General features: G+C 46.1%; 20 protein-coding genes. 15 read left to right on the top strand and 5 right to left on the bottom strand.

All coding sequences use genetic code 11. The annotated features are described in order from the left end of the window. Window positions 1-5: 5 nt before the first annotated feature. Window positions 6-677 carry a response regulator gene (locus tag D0B88_RS13415; protein ID WP_151057774.1) on the bottom strand — a complete coding sequence of 224 codons (672 nt, stop codon included), beginning with the start codon at window positions 675-677 and terminating at the stop codon, window positions 6-8. A 100-nt stretch (window positions 678-777) separates the two neighbouring features. Here D0B88_RS13415 and D0B88_RS13410 point away from each other — a divergent pair, with 100 nt between their 5' ends. Together D0B88_RS13410 and ovoA are read left to right on the top strand one after the other, a co-directional pair. Further along, window positions 778-1,629 (top strand): ATP-binding protein, encoded by an 852-nt coding sequence (locus D0B88_RS13410; protein ID WP_151057772.1) that lies wholly within the window; start codon window positions 778-780, stop codon window positions 1,627-1,629. Between the two features lie 129 nt (window positions 1,630-1,758). Beyond that, entirely contained in the window at window positions 1,759-3,945 is a 2,187-nt protein-coding gene (gene ovoA, locus D0B88_RS13405; RefSeq protein ID WP_225318367.1) for a 5-histidylcysteine sulfoxide synthase, read from the top strand. A gap of 67 nt (window positions 3,946-4,012) precedes the next feature. Here the strand turns inward: ovoA and D0B88_RS13400 are convergent, their stop codons facing one another. Next, window positions 4,013-4,918 (bottom strand): amino acid ABC transporter substrate-binding protein, encoded by a 906-nt coding sequence (locus tag D0B88_RS13400; protein ID WP_151057770.1) that lies wholly within the window; start codon window positions 4,916-4,918, stop codon window positions 4,013-4,015. Window positions 4,919-4,988: 70 nt separating this feature from the next. Between D0B88_RS13400 and D0B88_RS13395 the strand changes: the two genes are divergently transcribed. From D0B88_RS13395 to D0B88_RS13365, 7 genes are all read left to right on the top strand, one after another. Beyond that, window positions 4,989-6,161 carry a MalY/PatB family protein gene (locus D0B88_RS13395; protein ID WP_191966434.1) on the top strand — a complete coding sequence of 391 codons (1,173 nt, stop codon included), beginning with the start codon at window positions 4,989-4,991 and terminating at the stop codon, window positions 6,159-6,161. Between the two features lie 152 nt (window positions 6,162-6,313). Continuing rightward, window positions 6,314-7,087, top strand: a complete 774-nt coding sequence (locus D0B88_RS13390; protein ID WP_151057765.1) for a hypothetical protein — start codon at window positions 6,314-6,316, stop codon at window positions 7,085-7,087. A 121-nt stretch (window positions 7,088-7,208) separates the two neighbouring features. Beyond that, window positions 7,209-8,612, top strand: a complete 1,404-nt coding sequence (gene rimO / locus D0B88_RS13385; protein ID WP_151057763.1) for a 30S ribosomal protein S12 methylthiotransferase RimO — start codon at window positions 7,209-7,211, stop codon at window positions 8,610-8,612. A gap of 105 nt (window positions 8,613-8,717) precedes the next feature. Then, the gene (locus D0B88_RS13380; RefSeq protein ID WP_007641282.1) at window positions 8,718-8,972 is read left to right on the top strand and encodes a GNAT family N-acetyltransferase; all 255 of its coding nucleotides are present in this window, start codon (window positions 8,718-8,720) and stop codon (window positions 8,970-8,972) included. A gap of 28 nt (window positions 8,973-9,000) precedes the next feature. After that, window positions 9,001-9,480: a prepilin-type N-terminal cleavage/methylation domain-containing protein gene (locus tag D0B88_RS13375; protein WP_007641281.1), complete on the top strand. Its 480-nt coding sequence runs from the start codon at window positions 9,001-9,003 to the stop codon at window positions 9,478-9,480. A gap of 33 nt (window positions 9,481-9,513) precedes the next feature. Beyond that, window positions 9,514-9,909, top strand: coding sequence for an OsmC family protein (locus D0B88_RS13370; RefSeq protein WP_151057761.1), 396 nt, complete (start codon window positions 9,514-9,516; stop codon window positions 9,907-9,909). 9 nt (window positions 9,910-9,918) lie between these two features. Then, window positions 9,919-10,773: a pirin family protein gene (locus tag D0B88_RS13365; RefSeq protein WP_007641279.1), complete on the top strand. Its 855-nt coding sequence runs from the start codon at window positions 9,919-9,921 to the stop codon at window positions 10,771-10,773. A gap of 58 nt (window positions 10,774-10,831) precedes the next feature. On the opposite strand, the gene pgm is transcribed toward D0B88_RS13365, so the two are convergent. After that, window positions 10,832-12,472: a phosphoglucomutase (alpha-D-glucose-1,6-bisphosphate-dependent) gene (gene pgm / locus D0B88_RS13360; RefSeq protein WP_007641278.1), complete on the bottom strand. Its 1,641-nt coding sequence runs from the start codon at window positions 12,470-12,472 to the stop codon at window positions 10,832-10,834. A 205-nt stretch (window positions 12,473-12,677) separates the two neighbouring features. On the opposite strand from pgm, the gene D0B88_RS13355 reads away from it, so the two are divergent. Then, window positions 12,678-13,571, top strand: coding sequence for a neutral zinc metallopeptidase (locus tag D0B88_RS13355; RefSeq protein ID WP_151057759.1), 894 nt, complete (start codon window positions 12,678-12,680; stop codon window positions 13,569-13,571). Window positions 13,572-13,613: 42 nt separating this feature from the next. On the opposite strand, the gene glgA is transcribed toward D0B88_RS13355, so the two are convergent. Beyond that, window positions 13,614-15,056 (bottom strand): glycogen synthase GlgA, encoded by a 1,443-nt coding sequence (glgA, locus tag D0B88_RS13350; RefSeq protein ID WP_151057757.1) that lies wholly within the window; start codon window positions 15,054-15,056, stop codon window positions 13,614-13,616. Between the two features lie 21 nt (window positions 15,057-15,077). Beyond that, complete coding sequence (glgB, locus tag D0B88_RS13345; protein ID WP_050976994.1) at window positions 15,078-17,285, bottom strand: 1,4-alpha-glucan branching protein GlgB; 2,208 nt, start codon at window positions 17,283-17,285, stop codon at window positions 15,078-15,080. Window positions 17,286-17,662: 377 nt separating this feature from the next. On the opposite strand from glgB, the gene glgC reads away from it, so the two are divergent. From glgC to D0B88_RS13320, 5 genes are all read left to right on the top strand, one after another. Then, on the top strand, window positions 17,663-18,928 hold the full coding sequence (gene glgC, locus D0B88_RS13340) for a glucose-1-phosphate adenylyltransferase (RefSeq protein ID WP_151057755.1): 1,266 nt from the start codon (window positions 17,663-17,665) through the stop codon (window positions 18,926-18,928). Next, entirely contained in the window at window positions 18,921-20,648 is a 1,728-nt protein-coding gene (locus D0B88_RS13335; RefSeq protein WP_151057753.1) for a glycoside hydrolase family 57 protein, read from the top strand. Before glgC ends, D0B88_RS13335 begins: the two co-directional genes overlap by 8 nt. 39 nt (window positions 20,649-20,687) lie before the next feature. Continuing rightward, window positions 20,688-22,202 carry a 4-alpha-glucanotransferase gene (gene malQ, locus D0B88_RS13330; protein WP_151057751.1) on the top strand — a complete coding sequence of 505 codons (1,515 nt, stop codon included), beginning with the start codon at window positions 20,688-20,690 and terminating at the stop codon, window positions 22,200-22,202. A gap of 59 nt (window positions 22,203-22,261) precedes the next feature. After that, window positions 22,262-22,624: a hypothetical protein gene (locus tag D0B88_RS13325; RefSeq protein WP_151057749.1), complete on the top strand. Its 363-nt coding sequence runs from the start codon at window positions 22,262-22,264 to the stop codon at window positions 22,622-22,624. A 204-nt stretch (window positions 22,625-22,828) separates the two neighbouring features. Beyond that, window positions 22,829-25,927: a glycoside hydrolase family 15 protein gene (locus D0B88_RS13320; protein WP_007641267.1), complete on the top strand. Its 3,099-nt coding sequence runs from the start codon at window positions 22,829-22,831 to the stop codon at window positions 25,925-25,927. Window positions 25,928-26,047 lie beyond the last annotated feature (120 nt).

Here is a 26,047-nt window from a genome sequence, read left to right as displayed (position 1 = left end):
GAGCATTAGCTCTCATCTTCTAATTTAACTTGCGGAAAGAAACGCGCAATTTTTTTAATTAGCTTATCTTGCTCCAGAGGTTTAACCACATAGTCATCAACACCGTCCTCAATGGCAGCGCGAATCTGTTTGGCTTCTGTTACGGCGGTAACCAACATAAAAACCGTACCTAAATAACGCTCTGCGGCGCGCATCGCATTGTGTACATCAATGCCGGATTTGGTAGGCATATTCCAATCGCAAAGTACCAGATCGTAAATGGGATTTGCGTCATACATAGCGCTAATCGCCTTCAACCCATCGTTGGCAAAATCAACCTGATAAATACCTGATGCGCGTAAAAATGCGTTAATCAGCTCGCATATCAATTGGTCATCATCTACAACCAACACTCGAATTTGCCCTGACAACAACTCTTGACGACGACCAAATGCCGCTTGGCGGATGGGGGATACAGCCTTGGGCGATATGTAGTGATTGATACGCTCGTTAACAGGGGCATCAAAAGTGTGTAGTTTATCGCTCAATTTTTGTAAGGCGGATTCAATCAGGGGCAGGTCTTGCATCAGCTGCGCCTTGGCTTTCTCGATTTCTGTGTTGTTCAGGTTTTTAGTTATCCAATCGCGCTTTTGCGCCAATGTTTTTCCAATAACCTGCAATTCCTGTTTGGTAAACATAGAAAACCTTTTGCGTGAAATTACCATTAAACCTTTTACAATATAGCCCAGAGCTATCACATGGCTAGTAACTTAATCCAATTTTAGAGGGTAATCCAGCGTGTCAAATCTTGATTTATTCATATCCCGTTTGGAGCAGCTAATTGAGCGAGTAGAGGCAATATTGCCTGCTCAGCGCCCCGAACCCGATTGGAATGCCAGCGCATTTCGTTGGCGTACACGTGTGAACGGTGAGGGCCATTTGCAGGCAGTTAAACACCCGCACAAAGTCGCGTTGGAGTCGTTGAAGAATATTGAGCACCAAAAACAGTCTATTCTGCGTAATACGGCCCAGTTTGTGGCCGGGCGCGACGCCAATAACGTACTGCTGACTGGTGCACGTGGTACCGGTAAATCCACGCTGATCAAAGCCGTCTGGGCTGAGTTTGCCCCCAAGGGGTTAAAGATTATCGAAGTGGATAAAACAGACCTCCTGCATCTAAGCGAAATCGTTGATTTACTGGGTGAACGACCTGAAAAGTTCATTATCTTTTGCGATGATTTATCGTTTGAAGAAGGCGAGATCAGCTATAAAGCGTTGAAATCGGTATTGGATGGATCTATTTCTGCACCCACTGCGAATATGCTGTTCTATGCCACCAGTAACCGCCGTCACCTTATCCCGCAAAAAATGCGCGAGAATCTGGATGTTAGCGATGAAAGCGGTGAAGTGCGCCCAAGTGACGCCATTGAAGAAAAGGTATCCCTGTCGGAGCGATTTGGGCTCTGGCTGAGCTTTTACCCATTCAGTCAGGACGATTACCTCGCTGCCGCCCAGTACTGGATTGCTCATTTGGGCGGTCAGTGGACGGAAGCAGCTGAGCAGGCTGCGCTCTTGTGGCATAGAACCCGCGGTGCACGCAGTGGTCGCGTGGCATGGCAGTTCGCCAAGGATTATGTTGGTCGCCAGTAATAGTGCCTGTTAAGGGTGGCGATTAGCGTAACAAATTGGTGTTTTCTGCATCCATGATCAACGATCTATGGCAACACCTACAGGTGTGGATCGCCGCCTTACTTACAGGAAAGAATCAGGAGCATACCAATGCACTCAGGACATAACACGCTGCGCCAAGCCGCCTCATCGATGGGCTCCGCTCAAGCGCGAGTACTTTCAAGCTTTGCGGCCAATCCTTTACTCACTCGCACACCTAACCTGCGTGAGGGGGATGAAGCGAGTTTTAGACGAATTTTACGTGACTATTTTCTCACTACGTTTGATTGCTATGAATCGCTCTTTGAATGCCTGGCCAATGATCAGGCTTATTACATTAAGCCCATCACTTTACGTCATCCGCTGATTTTTTATTTTGGTCACACTGCTACTTTTTTTGTAAATAAATTGTTGCTGACACGCATGATCAGCGAACGCATTAACCAACGTTTTGAATCCATGTTTGCCGTAGGCGTGGACGAAATGAGTTGGGATGATTTGAATGAAGCACATTACCAATGGCCTACACCCGCCGAAGTAAAAGCCTATCGCGATAAAGTGCGCACACTGGTGGTTAACCTGATTGAAACCGCCCCCCTGCAAATGCCGGTTGATTGGAATAACCCTTGGTGGGCAATCATCATGGGGGTTGAACATGAGCGGATTCATTTGGAAACATCATCCGTACTGATTCGTCAACACAAACTGCAATATGTAAAAAGCTCATCCAATTGGCAAGCAGCGCAGGAATCGGCGACTGCACCAACAAATGAATTAATTTCAGTCGCTGCGGGAACAGTTCGTCTTGCCAAAGACAAACAAGACCCTTACTACGGTTGGGACAATGAATACGGCTTGCATGAATCTGACATTAGCGAATTTAAAGCCGCTAAATTTTTGGTGAGTAATCAAGAATTTTTAGCGTTTGTTGAAGCGGGTGGCTATTTAAATTTACACAACTGGGAGGAGGAGGGGAAAGGCTGGCTGGCTTTTACTAAAGCACAGCACCCCACCTTTTGGGTTAAAAAAACCAATGGCTGGTATTTGCGGTTAATGACCGAAGAAGTGCCTATGTGTTGGGACTGGCCCGCAGAAGTGAATTATCACGAAGCAAAGGCATTTTGTAACTGGAAAAAATCTGAAACTGGTATGAACGTTCGCCTGCCCACCGAGGACGAATGGTATCGATTGTATGATGTAAGTGGCCTACACAATATTGGTGAATCCGCTGCGAATGCCAACCTTCATTTAGATCATTTTGCATCATCTTGTCCGGTGAATAAATTTGCACAGGGGGATTTTTACGATGTCATCGGCAACGTTTGGCAGTGGACTGAAACACCGATTTATCCTTTTGAAGGTTTTGAAGTGCATAGTATTTACGATGACTTCACCACACCCACATTCGATGAGCGTCACAATCTGATTAAGGGTGGCTCATGGATTTCCTGCGGTAATGAAACCCTGCGCTCATCGCGCTACGCATTCCGCCGTCACTTTTTCCAACATGCGGGCTTTCGCTATGTTGTTTCCGGAGATGTAAAACCCTTGCCTAGTTCCCATTACGAAACCGATAAACTTTTATCTGAATATGCCGAATTCCATTACGGGAATGAATATTTTGGTGTACCCAATTTTTCTAAAGCCTTGGCTGAACTCGCGATAAAAACACTTGGCGATAAACCCAAACATAAAGCACTGGATTTGGGTTGTGCCTCTGGACGCGCGACTTTTGAATTAGCGCGTGCATTTGATTTTGTTACCGGCATCGATTTTTCCGCCCGTTTCATCGGTCAGGGTGTCCAACTCGCCAACAGCGAAACCTTGCGCTACACCTTAACTGATGAAGGTGAACTGGTTTCCTACAAATCCCGTTCATTAAACGATTTGGGGTTGAATGAATACAAACACAAAGTTGAATTTTTCCAGGGCGATGCTTGTAATTTAAAACCGCAATTCACCGGCTATGATTTAATCCTCGCCGCCAATTTAATTGATCGTCTTTACAGCCCGGCGAAGTTTCTCACCAGTATTCACGAGCGTTTAAACCTGGGCGGCGTTTTGATGCTAACTTCGCCCTATACCTGGTTGACCGAACATACACCGCGTGAAGAGTGGATTGGAGGCTTCAAAAAGGACGGCGAAAGTTTCACCACACTGGATGGGCTGCAAGCTCATCTGGGCAAACACTTCCGTTTAATCAAAGGTCCGCAAGAAGTCCCATTTGTGATTCGCGAAACCAAACGTAAATTCCAGCATACGCTTTCTGAGGTTACATTTTGGGAGCGGATTAGTTAAATTGGGGCGGGGTAAGTAGTAAACAACTGCGGCAGAGTAGTCTCGTATTCTGCCGTAATCCTTATAATCATTTCTTCCGGCTTTGTTTTTCCAGCTCGACAATTTCTTTGAGCAAGTAGGGTTTATCTTGCTCAAAGAAACTTTTATCGATATTGGTGTTAGTTAAAAAGAACGTTTTTCGTTGTTTATTGCGCAGGCGTTTGAGGGCTTCAGTAAAATGTGATTCAAACAGTTTATTCAGTTGCCCATTTTTATGAGCACTATGCAGGCCATACGTTAATCGCTCGGCCAACAGTGGTTGGTTTTTGGAAACAAAAAAATACATAGGCAGATAAGTGTACAAACCAAAATTATTGACAATCGTTAAGTCCGGCATTGTACGTTTGTAGGCATTCAGTTCAGGCCCTACTTCATAAATACTGCGCATTAATAATTCAAAACGATTTGCTTTTAACATGGGAATTAGCGTTGCGTAGGGGCCACCGTGCATAACGTTGAAACCGTTGTCCTCCAGAATTTTTGCTGTAGACCAACCTTGTCCTTGCCCGATAGTTAATGCTTTCAATTCTTTTAAGGTATTGATGTTTTTAAGCATCGCCTGATTTTTATCGCTGGCAAGAAATAATCGATAACTGGCAAGACCCTTCATGATCGGCACTTGAACGATTTGGGTTTTCTCCAGCCACTCAGGTGTAGGCATGGATACTGCGAGAGAGAGGTTTTTGCCCGCCTCAACTTCCAGTAGCTGACGGCGAATAACGGTTTCCTGTCGTTGTTGCACAATTTGATAAGGCCCGTATTTGTCCTTTGATAACTCAAGCGCTAAACGCAATAATTCATCCGCGTAGACACGGTGAGCCGCTTCGCGCTCCATGTAGGGAATGCGAACGACGAGGGTATCATTCAGGCTGTTCTCTGCGTGCAAAGGTATAGCCGCAACAACAAAGACTAATGCCAGGAAAATTCGTATCATTCTGTAGCGTGTTCTGTGGTGAATGTCGGGTAGTCTATTCAATATTTTTTAAGTGTATCAGGATAATTTTATGACGGTTGACTTTGACCAATACATTAATAGAGAGCAGACCAGTTGCGTGAAGTTTGATGGTCGCCAGCAATACTTTGGCACCAGTGATGTGCTGCCGCTGTGGGTTGCCGATATGGATTTTGCAGTCCCTGAATGTGTGACACACGCATTGCAAACACGAATCAATCACCCCGTATTTGGTTATACGCTTTACCCCGAAAGCCTTTATCAGGCTGTTGTCGATTGGTTTGTGCGCAGGCACAAGTGGAAAATTGAACGCGAGTGGATCGTATTTGCCCCTGGGGTTGTACCCTCGCTGTTTGCTGCTGTGCAGGCGTTTACTAAAGAAGGTGAGGGCGTGATAGTGCAATCACCGGTCTATTTTCCCTTCTTTTCTGCAGTAACAACCAATCATCGAACATTATTCAACAACCCGCTACGCGAAGTGAATGGCCGTTATGAAATTGATTTTGAGCATTTGGAGGATTGCGCAAAACAGGGCGCGAGCTTGTTGCTGCTCTGCACACCTCATAATCCGGTTGGCCGTGTATGGCGAGAAGACGAATTACTACGCCTCTTGGACATTAGCCGTCGCTACAATTTAACTATTCTCTCTGATGACATTCACTGCGATTTAGTTTACTCGGGCGTAACTCACACTATGTTAGGCCGACTGTCACAACCGGGCGATAAAATTGTCACTACAGTTGCACCCAATAAAAGTTTCAATATTCCCGGTTTGGGCTTGTCAGCCTTGATTATTCCCAACCTTGCAGAACGAAATGCGATGAAACAGGTTTTTGAGCGTTTGCACGTTGGTAATTACAACCCGCTCAGTATGGTTGCTTTTGAGGCCGCCTATCGCGATGGTGATGAATGGCTCGATGCGCTGATGATTTATTTGGAGCAAACTCGCGATATTGCTGCTGACTTTATCGCACGCGAGTTACCACAAATTAAGTTAATAAAACCAGAAGCGACTTATCTGCTATGGTTAGATTGCCGCGCCTTGGGTTTAAATGACAGTGCGCTGCGCGATTTTTTTGTTAAGGATTGCAAGCTGGGCATGAACCCTGGTTCAGTGTTTGGAGAAGGTGGAAGCGGCTTTATGCGAATGAATATTGGTTGCCGCAGATCGGTTATTATGGAAGCGCTAGTTAGTATTAAGGAGAATATAATTCATCAGAGCTAGCTGGCTCTGTATAGAACAGAACTTGATATGGAGATGGAGGCGTCTGTTGATGAAATTTTTTTAGTTTGCCTAAATTAATTGGTATTAAAATGGTCTTAATTTGCTGAATCATTCATGACAAATTTTGCATTTAATAGGGTAGGGTTATCAATATGTCCAATCAGAACAAACTGACGCGATTAGGCGACATGTTGATTGAGCGCGGCGTGATTACACGGCAACAACTCCGCGAAGCCATCGAGATTCAGCAAGCTCGTCAAGTATTGAGTGAAACTGGAAAAGCTTGCACGCCAGGGCCACTTGGGGAAATACTGGTAGAGCTGGGGTATATCAACCGGCGGCAATTGAAGCAGACTTTAGGGTGGCAAAGCCGCTTGCGTAAAGCCACTCTGGTTATGTCGTTTGTTGCACCTATATTGACGACGGCATGCGGTGGCGGTGGCGGTGCAACGAATACAACGAACAGCAACAAAACGACTAACAATACTGCAGTGTCCTCAGTGATGGTGGAGCAATCTTCTTCTGCGATTTCGCTGACTCCAACATCCAGCTCTAGTCTTAGCAGTGAAATAACATCTGCACCGGTTGAATCCTCCAGCGCATCGTCAGCTATTTCGTTTTCATCGCAACAGTCGTCGTCATCTGTTGGACTGGGCAACCTCATAAACGGGCCTGTGTTATTGAAATGGGCAGTGCCATCCGCGCGTGAAAATGGCGAGCAACTGGCAACGGATGAAATTGGGGGTTATGAACTGCGTTACAAGGTAGATAATGAAGCTGATTACACCTCGGTTGTTGTCGAGGGCGGTTATGTGAATACTTATTATTTCAATCATCTTGAAGGTAAATTGACCTTCGAAATTGCCGCATATGACACCAATGGCTTATATAGCCGTTTTGTAGAAATTCAGCCCCAGATCAACTAGATCCATCAAACACATTACAGCCAATGTAAATTTTGCAGAAGAATCACCCTGCTGCATGCAAATTAGCCTGCAACCCCCTACAATAGCCGCCTTTTTTGACCGACCTATCCCTTGAGATACTATGACTGTAAATACCTTCGACCCTTCACAAACCACCACCTTGGATACTCCAGCCAAAACGTTGGCAAGCCAAGCACAAACTGGTAGCAGCAAAGGCAATACTATTGGTTTTGTGTCGCTCGGCTGCCCTAAGAACCTGGTGGATTCAGAGCGTATTCTTACCCAGTTACGCACCGAGGGTTACAACATAGTACCCACCTATAACGATGCCGATATGGTGATTGTAAACACCTGCGGTTTTATCGATAGCGCGGTACAGGAATCGCTGGGAGCAATTGGTGAGGCCTTGGCGGAAAATGGCAAGGTGCTGGTGACCGGTTGTTTGGGCGCTAAAAAGGACGAAATCATTCAAGTTCACCCTAATGTTCTGGGCATTACCGGCGCACACGCCTATGAAGAGGTGCTGTCGCAAGTGCATGAACACTTGCCACCCAATCCAAGCCATAACCCGTTTACTGATCTGGTGCCGCCGCAGGGCATCAAGCTCACTCCGCGTCACTATGCTTATTTAAAAATCTCCGAAGGCTGCAATCACTCCTGCAGCTTTTGCATTATCCCCGACATGCGCGGCAAACTTGTGAGCCGTCCGATTGGCCAAGTAATGGGTGAGGCGGAACGCTTGGTTAAAGCCGGCGTTAAAGAACTATTGGTGATTTCGCAAGACACCTCTGCCTACGGCGTAGATATCAAACACCGCACGGATTTCTGGGATGGCCGACCACTCAAAACCGATATGTACCAGTTAGCCGCTGCACTGGGCGAATTGGGCGTGTGGGTTCGCCTGCATTATGTTTACCCCTATTTGCATGTAGATAACGTGATCCCACTGATGGCGCAGGGCAAGGTACTGCCTTATTTGGATATTCCGTTCCAGCACGCAAGCCCAACCTTGTTACGTAAAATGCGCCGCCCAGGTCAGGTTGAACAAACCCTGGAGCGCATCAAGAGCTGGCGCGAACAGGTGCCGAACCTGACCATTCGCTCGACCTTTATTGTTGGCTTCCCCGGTGAAACAGAAGACGACTTCCAACAATTGCTCGACTTCCTGCAAGAAGCGCAATTGGATCGTGTTGGTTGTTTCCAGTATTCGCCCGTTGAAGGCGCCAAAGCCAACGACTTGCCAGATCACGTGCCGGATGAGATCAAACAAGAGCGCTATGATCGCTTTATGCAATTACAGCAAAAAATCTCTACTGAGCGTTTAAAACAGAAAGTAGGGCAGGTATTGCAGGTATTGATTGATGAAGTTGATGAAGAGGGCGCCATTGGCCGCAGCTTTGCGGATGCACCGGAAATCGACGGCTGTGTTTATTTAAACGGCGAAGAGAATGTAAAAGCCGGTGATTTGATCAATGTATTGATCGAGCACTCGGATGAGTACGATTTGTGGGGCACCAAGGTTTAAATAACCCATAATCTGTCGCCGGAAAATCCCCCAGCTGTACGCACACTGGGGGATTTTTTTATGCCGTGTGTTCTACACTAGGCACTTACCTTGGAGTAGCAGCTAATGACAAATGTGCAGCACCTGACAGACCAACAGCGATTTGTAATTCATTATGAAGGCGGTGAAGCGATATTGGCCTATAGGTTATTCACCAATGGCACTACAGCGGCTATCGATTTCACCAGCACTTATGTGCCACCTGAATTCCGTGGCAAGGGGCTTGCAGAGAAACTGGTGCGCGCAGGGCTCACATGGGCAAAGTCCCAAGGCTATGAACTGCATGCCAGCTGTTGGTATGTAGCAAAATTTATTCGTTAATATCCCTTGTGTAAAAGAAGGAATCGGTGTGAAAAAAACGCGTGGCTTTACTCTAATTGAAATGATGGTAGTGGTGGCGATTATTGCAATATTGGCATTAATGGCTATCCCAAAAGCCGACCCGACCATTGCACGCCGTCAGGTTTTGGAGTCAATGGAGCTAATTGAGGACTACAAAAAACTCGTTGTCTATTATCACAAAAGCACCCTGGTATTTTTAAAGAACAATAAAGAGGCAGGTATTCCGGAACCGGAAAAATTGTTAGGCAACTATGTGGATTGGATTGAATTAAAAGACGGCGCATTCCACATACATTTTGGTAACAAAGCGCACCCTTCCATTAAAGATAAAATTCTTAGTGTGCAACCCATTATTGTAAAAGACTCACCACAAAGCCCTATATCCTGGCTATGTGGTAAAGGCGCAGTGCCTCCAGGTATGCACGCAGTGGGAGAGAATCGCACCGATGTGGAATTAAAAGATCTGCCAATCAATTGTCGAATTTGACCCTTAAGATTTGAATAAATCGAGTAAATTTAAATGATTACATTACAAAAAGACTTAACCGGAATTTACCGTCAACGTATCAGCGTAAATAGCCATCAGTTTTTTGCCGACGTTGGCACAGACGTAGGTGGCGAAGACTCAGCACCAGACCCGCATGATTTACTGGATTCATCTCTCGCCGCTTGCACAGCAATCACTTTGACAATGTTTGCCAAACGTCGCGGCATGCCGCTGGAGTCGATTAATGCGGAGGTTGTGCGCGATAGCAGTAAAGAAAAAACCGGCGAATATAATTTATCACTCCAACTGGAATTTATTGGCAACTTAACTGAAGAGCAGCGCCAACAACTTTTAGCTATTGTTGAGAAATGTCCGATTCACAAATTGTTATCCCACGCCATCATTAGCATAAACACTCAGGTCGTTTAGGAGCAGGTTATGACACTCATCATTCCACCGCGCGTTCAGGATATTGGTTTTACTGTCAAACGTTTATTGCCGTCACGTTTGCAGCAACGTGTTGGCCCGTTTATTTTTGTTGATCATATGGGACCTGCCCAGTTTAGTGTGGGCACCACCGCTGATGATGTGCGCCAGCATCCACACATTGGTCTAGCGACAGTGACCTATTTATTTTCCGGCGCCATGATGCATAAAGATAGCCTGGGTTTTCATCAGCGCATTGAACCGGGCGCTATTAATTTAATGACGGCGGGGAGTGGAATTGTTCACTCCGAGCGTTTGCCTGAAGATATACGCGCGGGCAGTATTCCGGTTGAGGGAATTCAAATTTGGTTGGCGCTGCCCACTAACACTGAAGATTGCGCCCCTTCTTTTGCGCATTATCCGGCAGATATTATTCCATCAGTCAACTTACCCACGATGAGTGCTCAAGTGCTTATTGGAAATGCGTTTGGAGTTGAATCACCGGTAAAAACGGCGAGTGTAACAACTTATCTGGATTTAGCCTTGGGAGCGGGTACACGCTACGTGCCAGATTTCCCCCAGCAAGAATTGGCTATTTATGTCGCTTGGGGCAATGTTACTGTGAATGGTGAAGAGGTGCCTGAATTTCACTTGGCGGTATTGGAGGAAAATGCAGTCATCGAAACCACTCACGATGCGCGTGTCTTCTTGCTCGGCGGCGAGCCATTGTCTGGTGAGCGATTTATTTTATGGAACTTTGTTGCGTCATCACGCGAAAAAATACGCGCTGCCGCTGAACGTTGGGAAAACAAAGGTTTTGCGATGGTGGAAGGGGAGAGTGATTTTATCCCACTGCCCAAGCCATAAGAAATAAATAAAAACGCCCGATTACTCGGGCGTTTTTATTCGAGCAACTGCTGTTTATTTAGGTAATTGCCTTATCGACAATTACTTGTGCTTCGGCAATCAGCTGTTGCAAGTGTTCTTTGCCTTTAAAGCTTTCTGCGTAAATTTTATAAATTTCCTCAGTGCCCGATGGGCGTGCGGCAAACCAGCCATTTTTGCTCATCACTTTAATGCCGCCAAATGCAGCGTTGTTGCCAGGGGCGTGTGTCAAAATACTTTCAATAGCATCACCGGCCAACTCAGTTGAAGTTATTTGCTCAGGGGATAATTTTGACAACGCTTTTTTCTGTGCGCTATTCGCTGGAGCTTCTACACGGGCCTCTGCTGCATGGCCAAATTCATCGGCTAATAATTTGTAGCACTCACCAGGGTCGCGCCCGGTTTTGGCTTTAATTTCGGCCGACAATAGCGATGGAATAATGCCGTCCTTATCGGTTGTCCACACACTACCATCAATGCGAAGGAAAGATGCACCAGCACTTTCTTCACCGCCAAAACCAAGTGAGCCATCAAATAAACCCGGTGCAAACCATTTAAAGCCGACAGGCACTTCGTATAAACGGCGGCCAATTTTTTTCGCCACTTTGTCAATCATTGCACTACTGACAACGGTTTTGCCAATCGCAGTATCTGCACCCCATTGCGGGCGATTTTGAAAAAGATATTCAATCGCTACCGCCAAATAGTGGTTGGGTGGCAACAGACCGCAACTGGGCGCAACAATACCATGGCGATCATGATCCGCATCACAAGCGAATGCGACATCAAATAAATTACGGCGATCAACCATACCTTGCATGGTGTAGGCAGAGGATGGGTCCATACGGATTTTTCCATCCCAGTCAGCAGTCATAAATGAAAAGGTTTTATCAACACTGGTATTGAGTACTTTTAAATTCAGCTGGTAGTGGTCGGCAATCGCACTCCAATAATTAACACCTGCGCCACCGAGTGGATCTGCGCCCATGTACACATTTGCACTGCGAATGGCTTCCATGTCGATAACGTTAATCAAATCTTTCACGTAGTGATGAACATAATCGTGGTGGTGCGTAGTGGCTGCTTTGAGTGCCTGGTGATAATCCATACGTTTAACATCACGCAGATTATTTTCCAGCAACTCATTTGCGCGTGCCTGCATCCAATTAGTGATATCGCTATCCGCAGGGCCACCATTGGGCGGGTTGTATTTAAAGCCGCCGTTGTCTGGTGGATTGTGTGACGGCGTAATAACAATACCATCGGCCAACCCACTGGTACGACCACGGTTGTAAGTCAAAATAGCATGGGAAATCGCCGGCGTTGGTGTGTATTCGCCACCATGAGCGAGCATGATCTCAACACCATTGGCGGCCAGCACTTCAACTGCACTGATTTGTGCAGGTTCAGAAAGTGCGTGGGTATCGATTCCGACATAGAGAGGGCCGGTAATACCGGCGTGTTTGCGGTAATCGCAAATTGCCTGGCTAATCGCGAGCACATGGTTTTCATTGAAACTAGTATTGAATGCGGAGCCACGATGACCGGAGGTACCAAAACTGACACGCTGCTCAGGGATACCTACATCAGGCGTATTGGTGTAATAGGCATCAATTAATTTGGGAAGATCTACCAACAGGTCTGCCGGTAAGAGTTGGCCAGCCAAGGGGCTTGTAGACATAAAAACTCCTGAGTTATACGAATTTACTGCTTGAAATAAACTGTTGTCATTATGGTATTACCTGCCCACACTAGACGGTAATCAACGGTAGCAGGTGATCTGACGCTGATTGGTTGCAGTGTCTATAGTATCGCGCTTTGAATTCATTTAACTATTAACTTACAGCCAATTAAAGCTCATGAAGTTAACTACTTGAGAAATATTTATGCGTTGGAAACAAGGTCGTCGCAGTAACAATGTAGAGGATAGACGCAACGCCAGTTCATCTTCCATGGGTGCGATGGGTGGTCTATCGGCAGTGGGCAGAATTTTACCGATTTTATTAGGCACTAAAACAGGACGAACGTTATTGGTGGTAGCTGTTGTGGTTTATTTTGGTGCCAAGTTTATGGGTTATGACTTGCTACAGCTCGCCACGCCGCCCAGTACCATGGGCCAGTCCAACAACCAACAACTTTCAGCAAAAGATCAAGAGCTGGCAGATTTTGTTTCGGTAATTCTCGCTGATACCGAATCCACCTGGCATCAGGAATTTAAAAAACGGGGGTTGACCTATCAAGAGCCAACGTTGGTGCTGTTCCGCAATGCGGTGAGTTCAGCCTGCGGTTATGCGCAGTCGGCGATGGGGCCATTTTATTGTCCCGGAGACCACAAGCTCTATATCGATTTAGCCTTTTATGAAGATATGAAAACCAAGCTCGGCGCTCCCGGAGATTTTGCACAAGCTTACGTGATCGCTCACGAAGTAGGCCATCACGTACAAACATTGCTCGGGATTTCTGCAAAAGTTAGCCAGGCGCAAAACCGAGCTTCAAAAGAGCAAGCTAATCAGTTATCCGTCAAACAAGAGCTTCAAGCAGATTGTTATGCAGGTATTTGGGGTCATTATGCAAATACGGAGCGGCAAATGCTGGAAGATGGCGACATTGAAGAAGCGCTTATTGCTGCGGCCGCCATTGGTGATGACAAACTACAGCAACAAGCGGGGGGAGTTGTACGCCCCGAGAGCTTTACACATGGCAGCTCAAAACAACGGGTAGAGTGGTTCAAACGAGGCTTCGAACAAGGAAGTGTCGATGCCTGTAACACTTTCAAATAACAGGCGGTAGCAGTTTGTTAACTCGTAGCGCCAGACATCAACCTATTGCAACAGCTTGTCGTAAATAGCGAGATACTTCTGCGCACTAACATCCCACGAAAAGTCTTTGCTCATAGCATTTAGCTGCAACTGTTTCCATAGCAAAGGATCTTTATAGGCAGCAATTGCACGCTCGATGGCCGCAAATAAAAGCGCCGGCGTGGGGTGCTCAAAAACAAATCCATTGGCTTGATCATCGGGTTCATCGCCTTGCTGTTCAAAAACAGTATCGCGCAACCCACCTACCGCATGCACTATGGGTAGGGTGCCATAGCGCAGGCTGTAAAGCTGATTTAAGCCGCAAGGTTCAAAAATCGATGGCATCAGGAACATGTCGCTACTGGCCTCAATGCGATGCGCAAAACTTTCGTTGTAACCCAGGGTGACGGAAACCCGTGCAGGGTTTTCAGCAGCGATCTTTTGCAATGCCGCTTCGTAATGAGGAAAGCCACTCCCCAATATGACTAATTGACAAGGAGCGGCCAGCAGCTGTGGCATTTGAGCCAGAATCAGGTCTATACCTTTTTGATCCACCAAGCGGCCCACAAACCCCAATAAGGGGATTTTTTCGTCCACAGTCAGGCCAAGATCAACCTGCAGCGCCACCTTGTTTTTTACCTTGTTACCCAAGGTGCGGCGGTTGTAATTGACGGTGATATGAGCATCGTTACCCGGATTCCACTCATCCATGTCAATGCCATTTAATATTCCAGCCAGAGTTTCATTGCGATAGCGCATAAGCCCATCCAGGCCACAACCAAATTCCGGGCGCTGGATTTCTGCCGCATAACTTGGGCTGACAGTAGTGATGTAATCCGCAAATGCCAAACCACCTTTCATAAATGACAATTGCCCGTAAAACTCCAAGCGCTCGTGGTGCCAAAAAACGGGTGGCAGGTTTAACTCTGCAAATGCTTGATAAGAAAATAGACCGCGATAAGCAAGATTATGGATAGTAAAAACGGTGGCTGGGCGTTCGGGGTGCAAAGAGAGCAGGGCAGAAATCAAACCGGTTTGCCAATCATTGCAATGCACTATGGTCGGTCGCCAATCCAATTGCGCCTCATCCAGCGCAATTAATTCCGCTGCTTTGGCAAAGAGATAAAAGCGACTGTGGTTATCAAACCAATCAGATCCATCGGGACCACAGTATGGATTACCGTCGCGCGCGGAAAACTCTGGAATATCAACCAACAGCACAGTGACCCGTGAACCGGGCAGGCGTGTTTGTTTTATCGAAACTATGCGCCCTTCAATTTGAAGCTGCGCAACTTCTTTCACTCCGCTCGTTAATTTTTGCATCACACTGGCGTAAGCCGGTAGTAAAATTTTTACGTCTTGGCCCAGTTTTAACAATGCACGCGGCAAGCTGGCCGCCACATCAGCCAAGCCGCCAGTTTTAATAAGTGGATAAACCTCACTGGTTGCAAAGAGAATTTTCTGCATGAGTGGTCCTTGTTTAACTATTTAAGAAAGCTTGAGAATTAATGCACCGAGCGGCGGCAAATTTATATCCAGTGATTGTTGATGGTTCATCCACGGCACCTCTTGTGTAGCCAAGGGGCTACTATTGCCGTAATTGCTGCCGCCGTAAAAACTGGAGTCCGAGTTCAGCACTTCGTGATAGGTGCCTGCAACGGGTACGCCAATTCTGTAGTTTGCACGTGCGATAGGCGTGAAATTCAACACAACAATACAAAAGCCCTCATCGCTTTTACGAATGTAACTAATAATGGACTGCGTGCTGTCGTGGCAATCAATCCACTCAAAGCCATCATGCCGGAAACTGCGCTCATAAAGTGACGGCATATTTCTGTAGCAGTGATTTAAGTCTTTGACCAAGCCATGCAAACCCTGATGCGGCGCGAAGTCCATTAAATGCCACTCCAGACTGCGCCCAGCGGCCCATTCACTCCACTGGCCAAATTCACACCCCATAAACAATAATTTAGTGCCGGGGTAGGTGTACATATAGGTGTAGAGCAAACGTAAGTTAGCGAACTTTTGCCAGTCATCGCCCGGCATTTTATTGAGCATACTGCCTTTGCCATGCACTACTTCATCGTGCGAGAAAGGCAATTGGAAATTTTCAGTAAACGCGTAAATCATCCCAAAAGTTAATTGATTGTGATGGTACTGGCGATGGATTGGATCTTTACTGAAATAATCCAACGTATCGTGCATCCAACCCATATTCCATTTCATGGAAAAGCCCAATCCACCCACCCACGTAGGGCGTGTCACTTGCGGCCAGGAGGTTGACTCCTCCGCAATGACTAATGCGCCAGGCACTTGGCCGTGGCACACCTCATTTAACTGCTTAAGAAAATCCATAGCTTCCAGGTTTTCATTGCCACCGTATTTATTGGGTAGCCATTGATCGTGTTCGCGCGAGTAATCGAGATAGAGCATCGACGCCACAGCATCCACACGCAAACCATCCAGATGATATTCCTTCAGCCAAAACAGCGCGCTGGCAAGCAAGAAATTGCGCACTTCATTGCGGCCATAGTTATAAATGAGGGTACCCCAATCGCGATGCTCACCCAAGCGCGGGTCTTCATGCTCATAAAGTGCGGAGCCATCAAAGCGGGCGAGGGCATGGGCATCTTTGGGGAAGTGGGCTGGAACCCAATCGAGAATTACGCCGATATCGTGCTGGTGCAGGTAATCGACAAAGTAGCGGAAATCATCCGGTGAACCGAAGCGGCTGGTTGGGGCAAAATAACCCGTTGTTTGATAGCCCCAGGAGTCGTCAAACGGATGCTCACTAACCGGCAGTACTTCAACATGGGTAAAACCTAGCGGCTTTATATAGTCCACCAACTGATGAGCGATTTCCCGATAGTTTAAAAACTCGCCCACCCAGCCGCGGCGCCATGACCCCAAGTGCATTTCATAAACAGACATAGGCGATGCCTGCCAATTCCAGTGTTCCCGCTTATTGATCCACTGAGTATCTTGCCATTTATATTCCGATGAGGATTTGACGATAGTGCCTGTTTGGGGGCGCAACTCAAACGCCTGACCATAAGGGTCAGATTTTAAAAACACTGCCCCTGACGCGCGATTGCGAATCTCAAATTTATAAATAGCACCAGCTTTAACACCGGGAATAAACAATTCCCACAAACCACTACCACCGCGCACACGCATGGGGTGAGCGCGGCCATCCCAGTCATTAAAATCACCCACCACACTAATGCGCTCAGCATTTGGAGCCCATGTTGCAAACACCACTCCGTCAACTCCCTCGACCGTGCGCGGGTGTGCACCAAGATGTTCGTGGATGTTCCAATGTTGCCCCTCAGCAAAGAGGTGCATATCAATATCGCCCAATTGTGGGGCAAAACAGTAAGGGTCGAATTCAGTATGGGGCAGGTTGTGACGATCAAACCAATGAATTTGATAATGAATTGGTAAATCCTTTGACATGCCTCGCCACACGAAAAAATCCGTGCCTTCAACACGCACCATAGAAATTGCTTGATTACCAATTAACAAGGCCGCAGAACGCGCACCAGGAATATAAATACGAACCAGTGTATCCATATCGGCGGTCGCTTTATCACCCAGCGGGTGTCGTCCAAGTACCTCAAATGGATCGTGATGGGTTGCAGTCACTATGCGTAACATCTCGTGACTCAAGTTATTATCCTGTTGTGCATGTATCATTCAATCAATTCCTGTCTAATTGTTGCGGCTTTAGCATTTCATAGCGAAACCCGAGACGGCCTAAATAGCCATAAAAAATATCAACCGAGTCTACTCTGCTAGCTTAGCCAGTATCTGCTTATTTTGTTGCACGAATTTTTAAAAAAAATTTCATCCAAAATTGGCATTTGCAGGTTCAATGCCAAACTTGAGGCTACACTTATCTCTGCACTTAGAATAAGCACTCGCTTACTGTTAATTGCACCATAAGTTTTTTGTGACAATTGAATCCTTGAGCCAGATCAATGTATTGGCACTGATATTGCTCTCGCTATAGTCATCGCAGTCACAAAAAATTCATAATCTGCAAACACAATAGCCATAAGGAAGAAGATTTAATGAGTACACAATCATCGGGTCGTTTTGTAAGTCGGCTTACTCGTGAAACACTGGCAATAATTCTTGCAGGCGGGCGTGGCTCCCGATTACATCAACTTACCGACTGGCGAGCAAAACCAGCGGTTCATTTTGGCGGAAAATTTCGCATTATCGACTTCCCTCTGTCTAACTGTGTCAACTCGGGTATTCGTCGTATTAGCGTTCTCACTCAATATAAGTCGCACTCTCTGGATCGACATGTGCAGCGCGGCTGGGGCTTTCTTGGTGGTGAGCTTGGTGAATTCGTAGAACTCTTACCTGCACAGCAGCGTTTGAGTGAATCCTGGTACGTGGGTACTGCTGATGCTGTGGTACAGAACATCGATATTATTCGCCGCCATAACCCCGAATATGTACTCATTCTTGCCGGCGATCACGTTTACAAAATGGATTATGGCACCATGATTGCCGCCCACGTTGAACGCGGCGCCGATATCACCGTAGGTTGTATCGAAGTTCCATTAGAAATTGCCCATGCATTTGGAGTGATGGATGTCGATAAGGATTTTCGAATTGTGAAATTTACTGAAAAGCCGAAAAATCCAGAACCTATTCATGGCAAACCAGACAAAGCATTGGCGTCCATGGGTATTTATGTTTTTAGTACCAAAGTGTTATTTCGCGAACTGCTGAAAGACCGTGATGACCCAAACTCATCACATGATTTTGGTAAAGATATTATTCCCTCAATGATCAAAACCCATCGCGTGACCGCATTTCCATTCCGCGATCCAGTTTCCGGTGGCGATGCTTATTGGCGTGACGTAGGTACCGTTGATTCATTGTGGGAAGCAAATTTGGAATTAACCGGCATATCGCCCGAGCTGGATTTGTACGACGCCGAATGGCCAATCTGGACTTATCAAGAACAAGTGGCTCCCGCAAAATTTGTTTTCAACGACGAAGGGCGCCGTGGTTATGCAGTTGATTCATTAATTGCAGGCGGCTGTATTATCTCAGGCTCTGCCGTAAAGCATTCACTGTTGTTCCCGCGTGTTCGTGTACATTCTTATTGCGAAATTGAGGATTCCGTTTTATTCCCAAGTGTAGACGTAGGTCGAAACTGCAAAATTCGCAAAGCATTAATCGACCGCCGCTGCAAAATTCCGGATGGCACTATTATTGGATACGACCTGGAAGAAGATAGAAAGCGCTTCCACGTATCGCCCAAAGGTGTCGTCTTGGTTACTCCCGACATGTTAGGACAGGATGAAGTCAATGGTTAATCATGGCAAAACGAAGGTTGTTTTTCTCTGGCACATGCACCAACCGGATTATCGCGACATAGTGACAGGAGAATATTATTTTCCATGGACATACCTTCACGCCATTAAAGATTATGTAGACATGGCTGCGCATATTGAGGCGCAGCCTGCTGCAAAAGCAGTGGTTAACTTTGCCCCCATCTTGCTTGAACAACTCGACGACTATGTGCAGCAAATTACTGCGCATTTGTCGCGCGGAGAAAAAATAAAAGATGCCGTTCTTGCCTCATTGGTAGAACCTAACTTACCAGCGCCAGGCACTATGGCGTTTTCCGATCTCGCACGAAAATATTTGCGCGCAAATCGCGAGCGAATGATTGAGCGCTTTCCTGTTTATAAAGAACTTGCCGATGTTGTTGGAACCTTTGATGAGAAGCCATTTATTAGTCGCTACCTCAATGAGCAATTTATTATTGATTTATGCGTTTGGTATCACATCAGTTGGCTCGCAGAAATTCCACGCCGTACCGATTCTCGCATTCAGAAACTGCAAGAAAAAGAACGCAATTATTCAATGGCAGATAGGCGAGAGCTACTAACAATCATCGGGGAATTGGTCGCATCTATTGGCCCGCGTTACCGAAAATTAGCGGAAGCAGGGCAGATTGAACTGTGCATGAGCCCTTATGCACATCCTATTGTCCCCTTGTTGCTTGACCTCAATAGCGCGAAGCAAGCAATGCCCAATGTCCCTTTGCCGAATGCCGACTTTTATCCCGATGGCCGCAATCGAGCACGTTGGCATTTGCATGAAGGGCTCAAGGTTTTTGAGCATTATTTTGGGGTAAGGCCCCGCGGCTGTTGGGCATCTGAAGGCGCGCTGAGCGATGAAACACTGCAGCTACTCGATGCAGAAAAATTTGATTGGGCCGCTACCGGCGACTCAGTTTTACACAATAGTTTACGTGCCCCTGAAAATCATGCCGCTGCCAGTCACCTGCATGCCACACATCAATCCTTACATCGCGCTTACAACTTTCACAACACACGTATCAATACGTTTTTTCGCGATGACGGGCTGTCTGACTTGATTGGATTTAAATATGCAACATGGCATTCAGACGATGCCGTAGGTGATTTGATTAGCCATATGGTGAATATTGCACAACATGGTAAAGACACTAAAAACACCGTAATTTCGGTCATTATGGATGGCGAAAATGCGTGGGAATATTTCCCTGAAAATGCCTATCATTTTTTGCACACGCTCTATGAACGTTTAAGTAACCATCCACAATTGGAACTAACCACTTATAGCAACTTATTAGATCAACAAAAACCAATACCGGTTGCTATGCCACACTTAGTGGCGGGTAGCTGGGTGTATGGTACTTTTTCCACCTGGATTGGTGACAAAGATAAAAATCGCGGTTGGGATATGTTGTGCGATGCAAAACAACAAGTCGATGCTGCGCTTAGCAAACGAAGTTTTACGGCGGCACAATTAGCACAAATTGAAAAGCAATTAGCGCTGTGTGAAGGGTCAGATTGGTTCTGGTGGTTCGGCGATTATAACCCTGCACAAAGTGTGAGTGATTTTGAATACCTATTCCGTCGTCACCTGATTAATCTGTACGCGCTGATCGATCAACCGGCGCCAGCTTATTTACATCAAGTAATCAGCGTGGGCGGCGGTGATCCTGCAACAGGTGGAGTGATGCGACAAGGTCATGCCAATTAACACTCAAAAATATTGTATTAAAGGGAAGGGCACTTACTGATGGTTAACAAATCACCATTGTTCCAACGTCGTACAGCTGGTGTTTTGTTACATCCTACGTCACTACCATGTACTGAATCTTATCGGTGTGATGATACAAAAAAAGTATTTGGCACTCTGGGCAAAGATGCCTATGCGTTTGTAGATTTTATGGCGGATGCAGGCTTCTCGATTTGGCAAATGTTGCCAACAGGGCCAACACAAGCAGATATGTCGCCGTATCAATCTATTTCTGCACATGCAGGTAATCCGGATTTAATCAGTTTGGATTGGTTGGTGGAGAACAATTGGATTAATGGGGGGCAGGTGAGCCCTCACAATTACCAGACAGTACAGGAGTTACGCATAGCTGCGGCAGTGCAATTTTATGAACAATGTTCAAGTGAGTCCGGGGCAGCGTTAAACCAAGCTTTTTTAAATTTTTGCGCTGAGCAAAATTATTGGCTGGATGATTTTTCACTGTTTAGTGCGTTGCGCACCAGTACAAAAAATGCATCCTGGGTGGATTGGCCAGAAGCAATTCGCACGCGCGATCCAATAGCATTGAGCGAGGTTCGCCAGCAGTTAAAAAAAGAAATTGATCAAATATTATTTGAGCAATTTTCATTTTTTAGTCAATGGCACGCGCTGAAAAAATATGCGAATGAAAAGGGTATTTATTTATTTGGCGACATGCCTATTTTTGTTGGTCACGACAGCGCCGATGTTTGGGCCCAACAGCATTATTTTAATCTAGATAACAAGGGACATCCGTTAACCGTTGCTGGCGTACCACCTGATTATTTTTCCGAGACGGGACAACATTGGGGAAACCCTCATTACAACTGGGAAAAAATGCGTGAAGATGGTTTTCAATGGTGGCTCGCACGATTGAAAACCCAACTATATTTATTTGATTTGATTCGGATTGATCATTTCCGTGGGTTTGAGGCTTTTTGGGAAATCCCTGCTGATGGTGAAGATGCTCGCTCTGGCAGATGGGTAAAAGCACCAGGCGAAGAATTTTTACAGGCTTGTTTTAACGCGTACCCTGAATTGCCGTTGGTTGCTGAAAACCTTGGTGTGATAACCGACGAGGTTGAAACACTGCGTCGGCAATTCAATCTACCGGGTATGTTGGTATTGCAGTTCGGCTTTGATGGCAACACCAATAACCCGCACTTACCACACAACCACAGTCGCGATGAGGTTATCTATACCGGAACCCACGACAACGACACAACGCTGGGTTGGTATGAAACATTGGCTGATCAAAATCGCCAACAATTAAAACAGTATTTCTTTAATTCATCGGAGCCAATGCCTTGGCTGGTAGTTGAGGCGGCGCTGGCATCTGTCGGAAGTATGGCGATTATTCCGATGCAAGACCTTTTGGAACTGGATGGAGGGCACAGGATGAATATGCCCGGTACAACGGATAAAAATTGGGTGTGGACGTTTTTGTGGGATCAGGTTGATCCAACATTGGCTGGGCGTGTCCGGCAGCTGTTAACAATCTATCATCGTCTTGGCTAAAGAATGAATAGCCAGAATTGGTGATGGCACATTATCACTCAACCAACGCAGGAATCATTATGGAACACAGATGCAGCGATCGTTATACAGCCGATATTAAAATCCTCATTTATCGCTACGGTATTCCGGTCGCTATAGGCCGTATCAAAAATGGAAACAGATACGGTTTATTTATCGAGTCAGACTTGGCGGATGTGCATCCGTTACAACAGCTAGGCATTGAGGTTCTGGTTTATCGCACGACGCAAAAACTCCAGCGCTACAAGTTTGAATCCATAGTTGCACACAAAAATGGACGCGGATTCGGTGTCGAGATTGATTCCTCCAATGAAGAGGCCGGCAATCAACTCATAGAAATGCTGCTGGCGGAGCCAGCAACTCCCCAAGCGGACGAGTTATTTGCTATGGTAGCCAATGCTTGAGACAAGCACGGCAGAGCTTTAAAGCCGTTCAAGCATCTTATCGATGGCCACAGTTACCCTACACATGATTGCGCATAATGTATATTATGTTAAATCGTAAAAATGGATGGGGTATCAACAACCGCGTGCACTCCTGTGAGGTTTACACGCGGGAAATGTGGCCATTTCTCATGGTTATACTTTTTGCGATGGCACTGCGTTTCTATGAAGCATAAACAACTGTTAGAGCGTTTGTACGCTGAGGTCGAAACAGTCATCTTGAGTAAGCAGCACCCGGTTACCGGACTCTTACCTGCCAGTACGGCAATTACCAGCCACGGCGATTACACCGACGCCTGGGTGCGCGATAACGTGTACTCCATTATCAGCGTCTGGTCGCTAGCGATGGCCTTCAAACACCAAGGCGAAACCTATAAAAGCGATCTGCTCGAGCAATCCACCATAAAACTGATGCGTGGACTATTGCAGTCCATGATGCGCCAGGCCAATAAAGTTGAGGCCTTCAAGCACTCGTTAGATAACGGTGATGCATTACACGCGAAATATGATACCGCCACGGGTTTACCCGTTGTAGCAGATGACGCATGGGGACATTTGCAGATAGATGCAACCTCTGTTTTTCTATTGATGTTGGCACAAATGAGTGCGTCCGGTTTACGGATTGTCTGCACCTACGATGAAGTGGATTTTGTCCAAAATCTTGTTTATTACATCGCCAGTGCTTATCGAACACCCGACTATGGGATTTGGGAGCGCGGCAACAAAGTTAATAATGGTAAAACTGAAATCAATGCCAGTTCTGTGGGAATGGCCAAAGCGGCGCTACAGGCGCTGGATAAATTTAATCTGTTTGGCAAGCATGGCGATCCGCGTGCAACTATTCATGTAATTGCAGATGCAATTTCACTTGCCAGAACCACCCTCACCTCCCTTTTGCCTCGCGAGTCCTTATCCAAGGAAACTGACAGTGCACTGCTCAGCATTATCGGGTTTCCAGCATTTGCCGTTGGTAAAGAAACCCTGGCGACCCAAACCCGCGATTCGATTTTAACCAAGCTCGGCGGAAACTACGGTTGCAAGCGTTTTTTATGGGACGGCCACCAAACTGTGCTGGAAGAAAGCTCACGTATTTATTACGAACACGACGAGCTGGGAAATTTTGCCCATGTAGAATCCGAATGGCCGTTGTTTTTTACCTATCTGTATATCACCGCGTTGTTTGATGGCAGTGAAGCGACAGCAAAATATTATCGTAAAAAACTTGAATCGCTCATGGTGGATGTAAATGGTATAGGTCTATTGCCTGAACTTTATTACTTACCATTGGAAAATGTTGAGGCGGAAAAACGTAATCCACGCTCACAAACACGGGTCCCTAACGAAAATATCCCTTTGGTCTGGGCCCAAAGTTTATTTTTGACCGGGTTAATGCTTGATGAAGGTTTAGTGAGCCCGGATGATCTTGATCCGTTAAAAATGCGTCGTCGCTCTACCCGCTTTATTAAATCCAATATTGCTTTGGTTGTGCTCACAGAAAATGAGGCAATTAAACAAAACTTATCCAAGCACGGTGTTATTGCTGAAAGCCTGCAGGATATTAAACCTATGGGAGTGGTATCTGCATCGAGCTTGATGGAGGCTTATGCACATGTCGGTGAAAACAAAGCTTTGGGCTTGACCGGCAGGCCACGTAGACGTGTGCAAAGCTTGGCCTCATCGCAGACCTATGAAATTAATAACAAGGTTTATTTGAGCCTGTCATGGCTGCAAAGTGAACGTGAAGATTATCGTCGGTACGATGCCGAGTGGATTATTGAAACACTCACACAAGAAATTGCATTTATTCACAAGAACTGGTTGAGTTCGGAAGTTGCTGTTTTTACTTTGTTGGTAGATCACCGTCTGAATAAGGTGCCAAACAGTGAATTATTATTTCAAACCTTGCGCAATTATCAATTGCGGAATGAACAAGAATATGTTGGATATGCATCTGCCAATTTGGCTTATCGTGCATCGCGCGTAAATACACTAACCATCCCGCACTTTCATATTCCATCCATGAGCCAACAGGTTTTGGCCAGCTACTCAACAGATGATGCGCTGCAGCCATCACAGCTTGAGCCGGTTGCCGCCGCATTGCTCGAACATTTCTATACCGAAAGCGACATTATTACTTTTAGAAAGTTTTCGGCCTATGTGAGCACCAAAAAATTAACCGACAACGTGGGCGCAAGTGGCACTGTAATTACACTAAAAGAGTTGATTCGTGACTTTTTCTATCGCTCTCAAAAAATGAACTATTGGCTGTTATCGCGTTTTTGCTTTTCACAATTAAGTTATACGCTGATTGACCTTGCCGATAGCCTTACTTTACTGGCAGCGCGCAACCTGATTATCTCTGTGGGTGACAATGATCATACGGAAATTAAAGTTGACCAATCATTTTCAAATGCAACTTATTTTGAAAGTGTACGTGAACTTTTTCCAGATTTATTAGAGCGCACCTTGGTGCAAGAATTAATTTCCGGTATTGGCTCGTTAATTCGCGCCGAGCCAAAATTATTTGATGGTTTGCACTCTGTGCAATTACGGAACTTTATGCTGCTCTGCGGTATGGATAAAGGTGATGCTGAAGATGTGAGCATGGTGGAGTGGTTAGGGCTTCAGTCCCCGGCGCGGCTCTATAAAAAAATCCGTGCGATTCTGACATCGCGTAAAAAAGTATTCTCGCAAGAAATTAACCATATTACACCTTACCCTATCCATCATTTGGCAGATCCCAATGATGAAAACTCAATACTTTCTGATGCGGTAGACAATGATTGGCAAGAGTGGCGTACCGCACGTGGCTTGATCACCCATTTTGACGATAACTTCCTGAAAGACATATGGCACAGCCTTATGTTTGCCGAACAGCTGGTATTTTGTAACCCGGATGGCAGTTGTTTTTATTTGGACTGTAAAACCATTCGCCGTTCTATGACGCCCGGCGAAGAAAGTTTTGCCCACCATATCGATCAACTCACCCATCAGCTCTACCCTGCTTTCTATAAATGTGCAGTAATAGAGGCGCTCTATGCCTATACCCAATTCTGTATTACCAACCCACAGGTGCGCTTTCGTGAACCGGTGGTGTTCCTTGAAGTATTAGAGCTAGCTGCTGAGCGCTATATACGTGATCGTAGGGCACCTGTACATAACCGTGGTGTGGACAGCGACCTGATGATCTTCCTTGAGCAATCCCCCCACATTGTTAACCTTTATGTCACGCTGATTTTTGCGGAGATTACCCAACCCTACTAATCTATATCCAGAAGCCCTGTGCCGGTATTTACTTTGTATTTTCTAAGACGCGGTTTTTACGAAATATATAGTAACCGGCCATAGGCTCCCGACAACATAGCGTTTAGAATGCGCCGTCTT

The organism is Cellvibrio sp. KY-YJ-3, assembly GCF_008806955.1.
Classification (GTDB): Bacteria; Pseudomonadota; Gammaproteobacteria; order Pseudomonadales; family Cellvibrionaceae; genus Cellvibrio.
Note: the sequence above shows the minus strand (reverse complement) of the source record. Positions and strands in the feature narration are given on the sequence as shown.

Coding starts and splice junctions, on each gene's coding strand:
- D0B88_RS13415 (WP_151057774.1), bottom strand. CDS start 677: ATGTTTACCAAACAGGAATTGCAGGTTATTGGAAAAACATTGGCGCAA.
- ovoA (WP_225318367.1), top strand. CDS start 1,759: ATGCACTCAGGACATAACACGCTGCGCCAAGCCGCCTCATCGATGGGC.
- D0B88_RS13400 (WP_151057770.1), bottom strand. CDS start 4,918: ATGATACGAATTTTCCTGGCATTAGTCTTTGTTGTTGCGGCTATACCT.
- D0B88_RS13395 (WP_191966434.1), top strand. CDS start 4,989: ATGACGGTTGACTTTGACCAATACATTAATAGAGAGCAGACCAGTTGC.
- D0B88_RS13390 (WP_151057765.1), top strand. CDS start 6,314: ATGTCCAATCAGAACAAACTGACGCGATTAGGCGACATGTTGATTGAG.
- rimO (WP_151057763.1), top strand. CDS start 7,209: ATGACTGTAAATACCTTCGACCCTTCACAAACCACCACCTTGGATACT.
- D0B88_RS13380 (WP_007641282.1), top strand. CDS start 8,718: ATGACAAATGTGCAGCACCTGACAGACCAACAGCGATTTGTAATTCAT.
- D0B88_RS13370 (WP_151057761.1), top strand. CDS start 9,514: ATGATTACATTACAAAAAGACTTAACCGGAATTTACCGTCAACGTATC.
- D0B88_RS13365 (WP_007641279.1), top strand. CDS start 9,919: ATGACACTCATCATTCCACCGCGCGTTCAGGATATTGGTTTTACTGTC.
- pgm (WP_007641278.1), bottom strand. CDS start 12,472: ATGTCTACAAGCCCCTTGGCTGGCCAACTCTTACCGGCAGACCTGTTG.
- D0B88_RS13355 (WP_151057759.1), top strand. CDS start 12,678: ATGCGTTGGAAACAAGGTCGTCGCAGTAACAATGTAGAGGATAGACGC.
- glgA (WP_151057757.1), bottom strand. CDS start 15,056: ATGCAGAAAATTCTCTTTGCAACCAGTGAGGTTTATCCACTTATTAAA.
- glgB (WP_050976994.1), bottom strand. CDS start 17,285: ATGATACATGCACAACAGGATAATAACTTGAGTCACGAGATGTTACGC.
- glgC (WP_151057755.1), top strand. CDS start 17,663: ATGAGTACACAATCATCGGGTCGTTTTGTAAGTCGGCTTACTCGTGAA.
- D0B88_RS13335 (WP_151057753.1), top strand. CDS start 18,921: ATGGTTAATCATGGCAAAACGAAGGTTGTTTTTCTCTGGCACATGCAC.
- malQ (WP_151057751.1), top strand. CDS start 20,688: ATGGTTAACAAATCACCATTGTTCCAACGTCGTACAGCTGGTGTTTTG.
- D0B88_RS13325 (WP_151057749.1), top strand. CDS start 22,262: ATGGAACACAGATGCAGCGATCGTTATACAGCCGATATTAAAATCCTC.
- D0B88_RS13320 (WP_007641267.1), top strand. CDS start 22,829: ATGAAGCATAAACAACTGTTAGAGCGTTTGTACGCTGAGGTCGAAACA.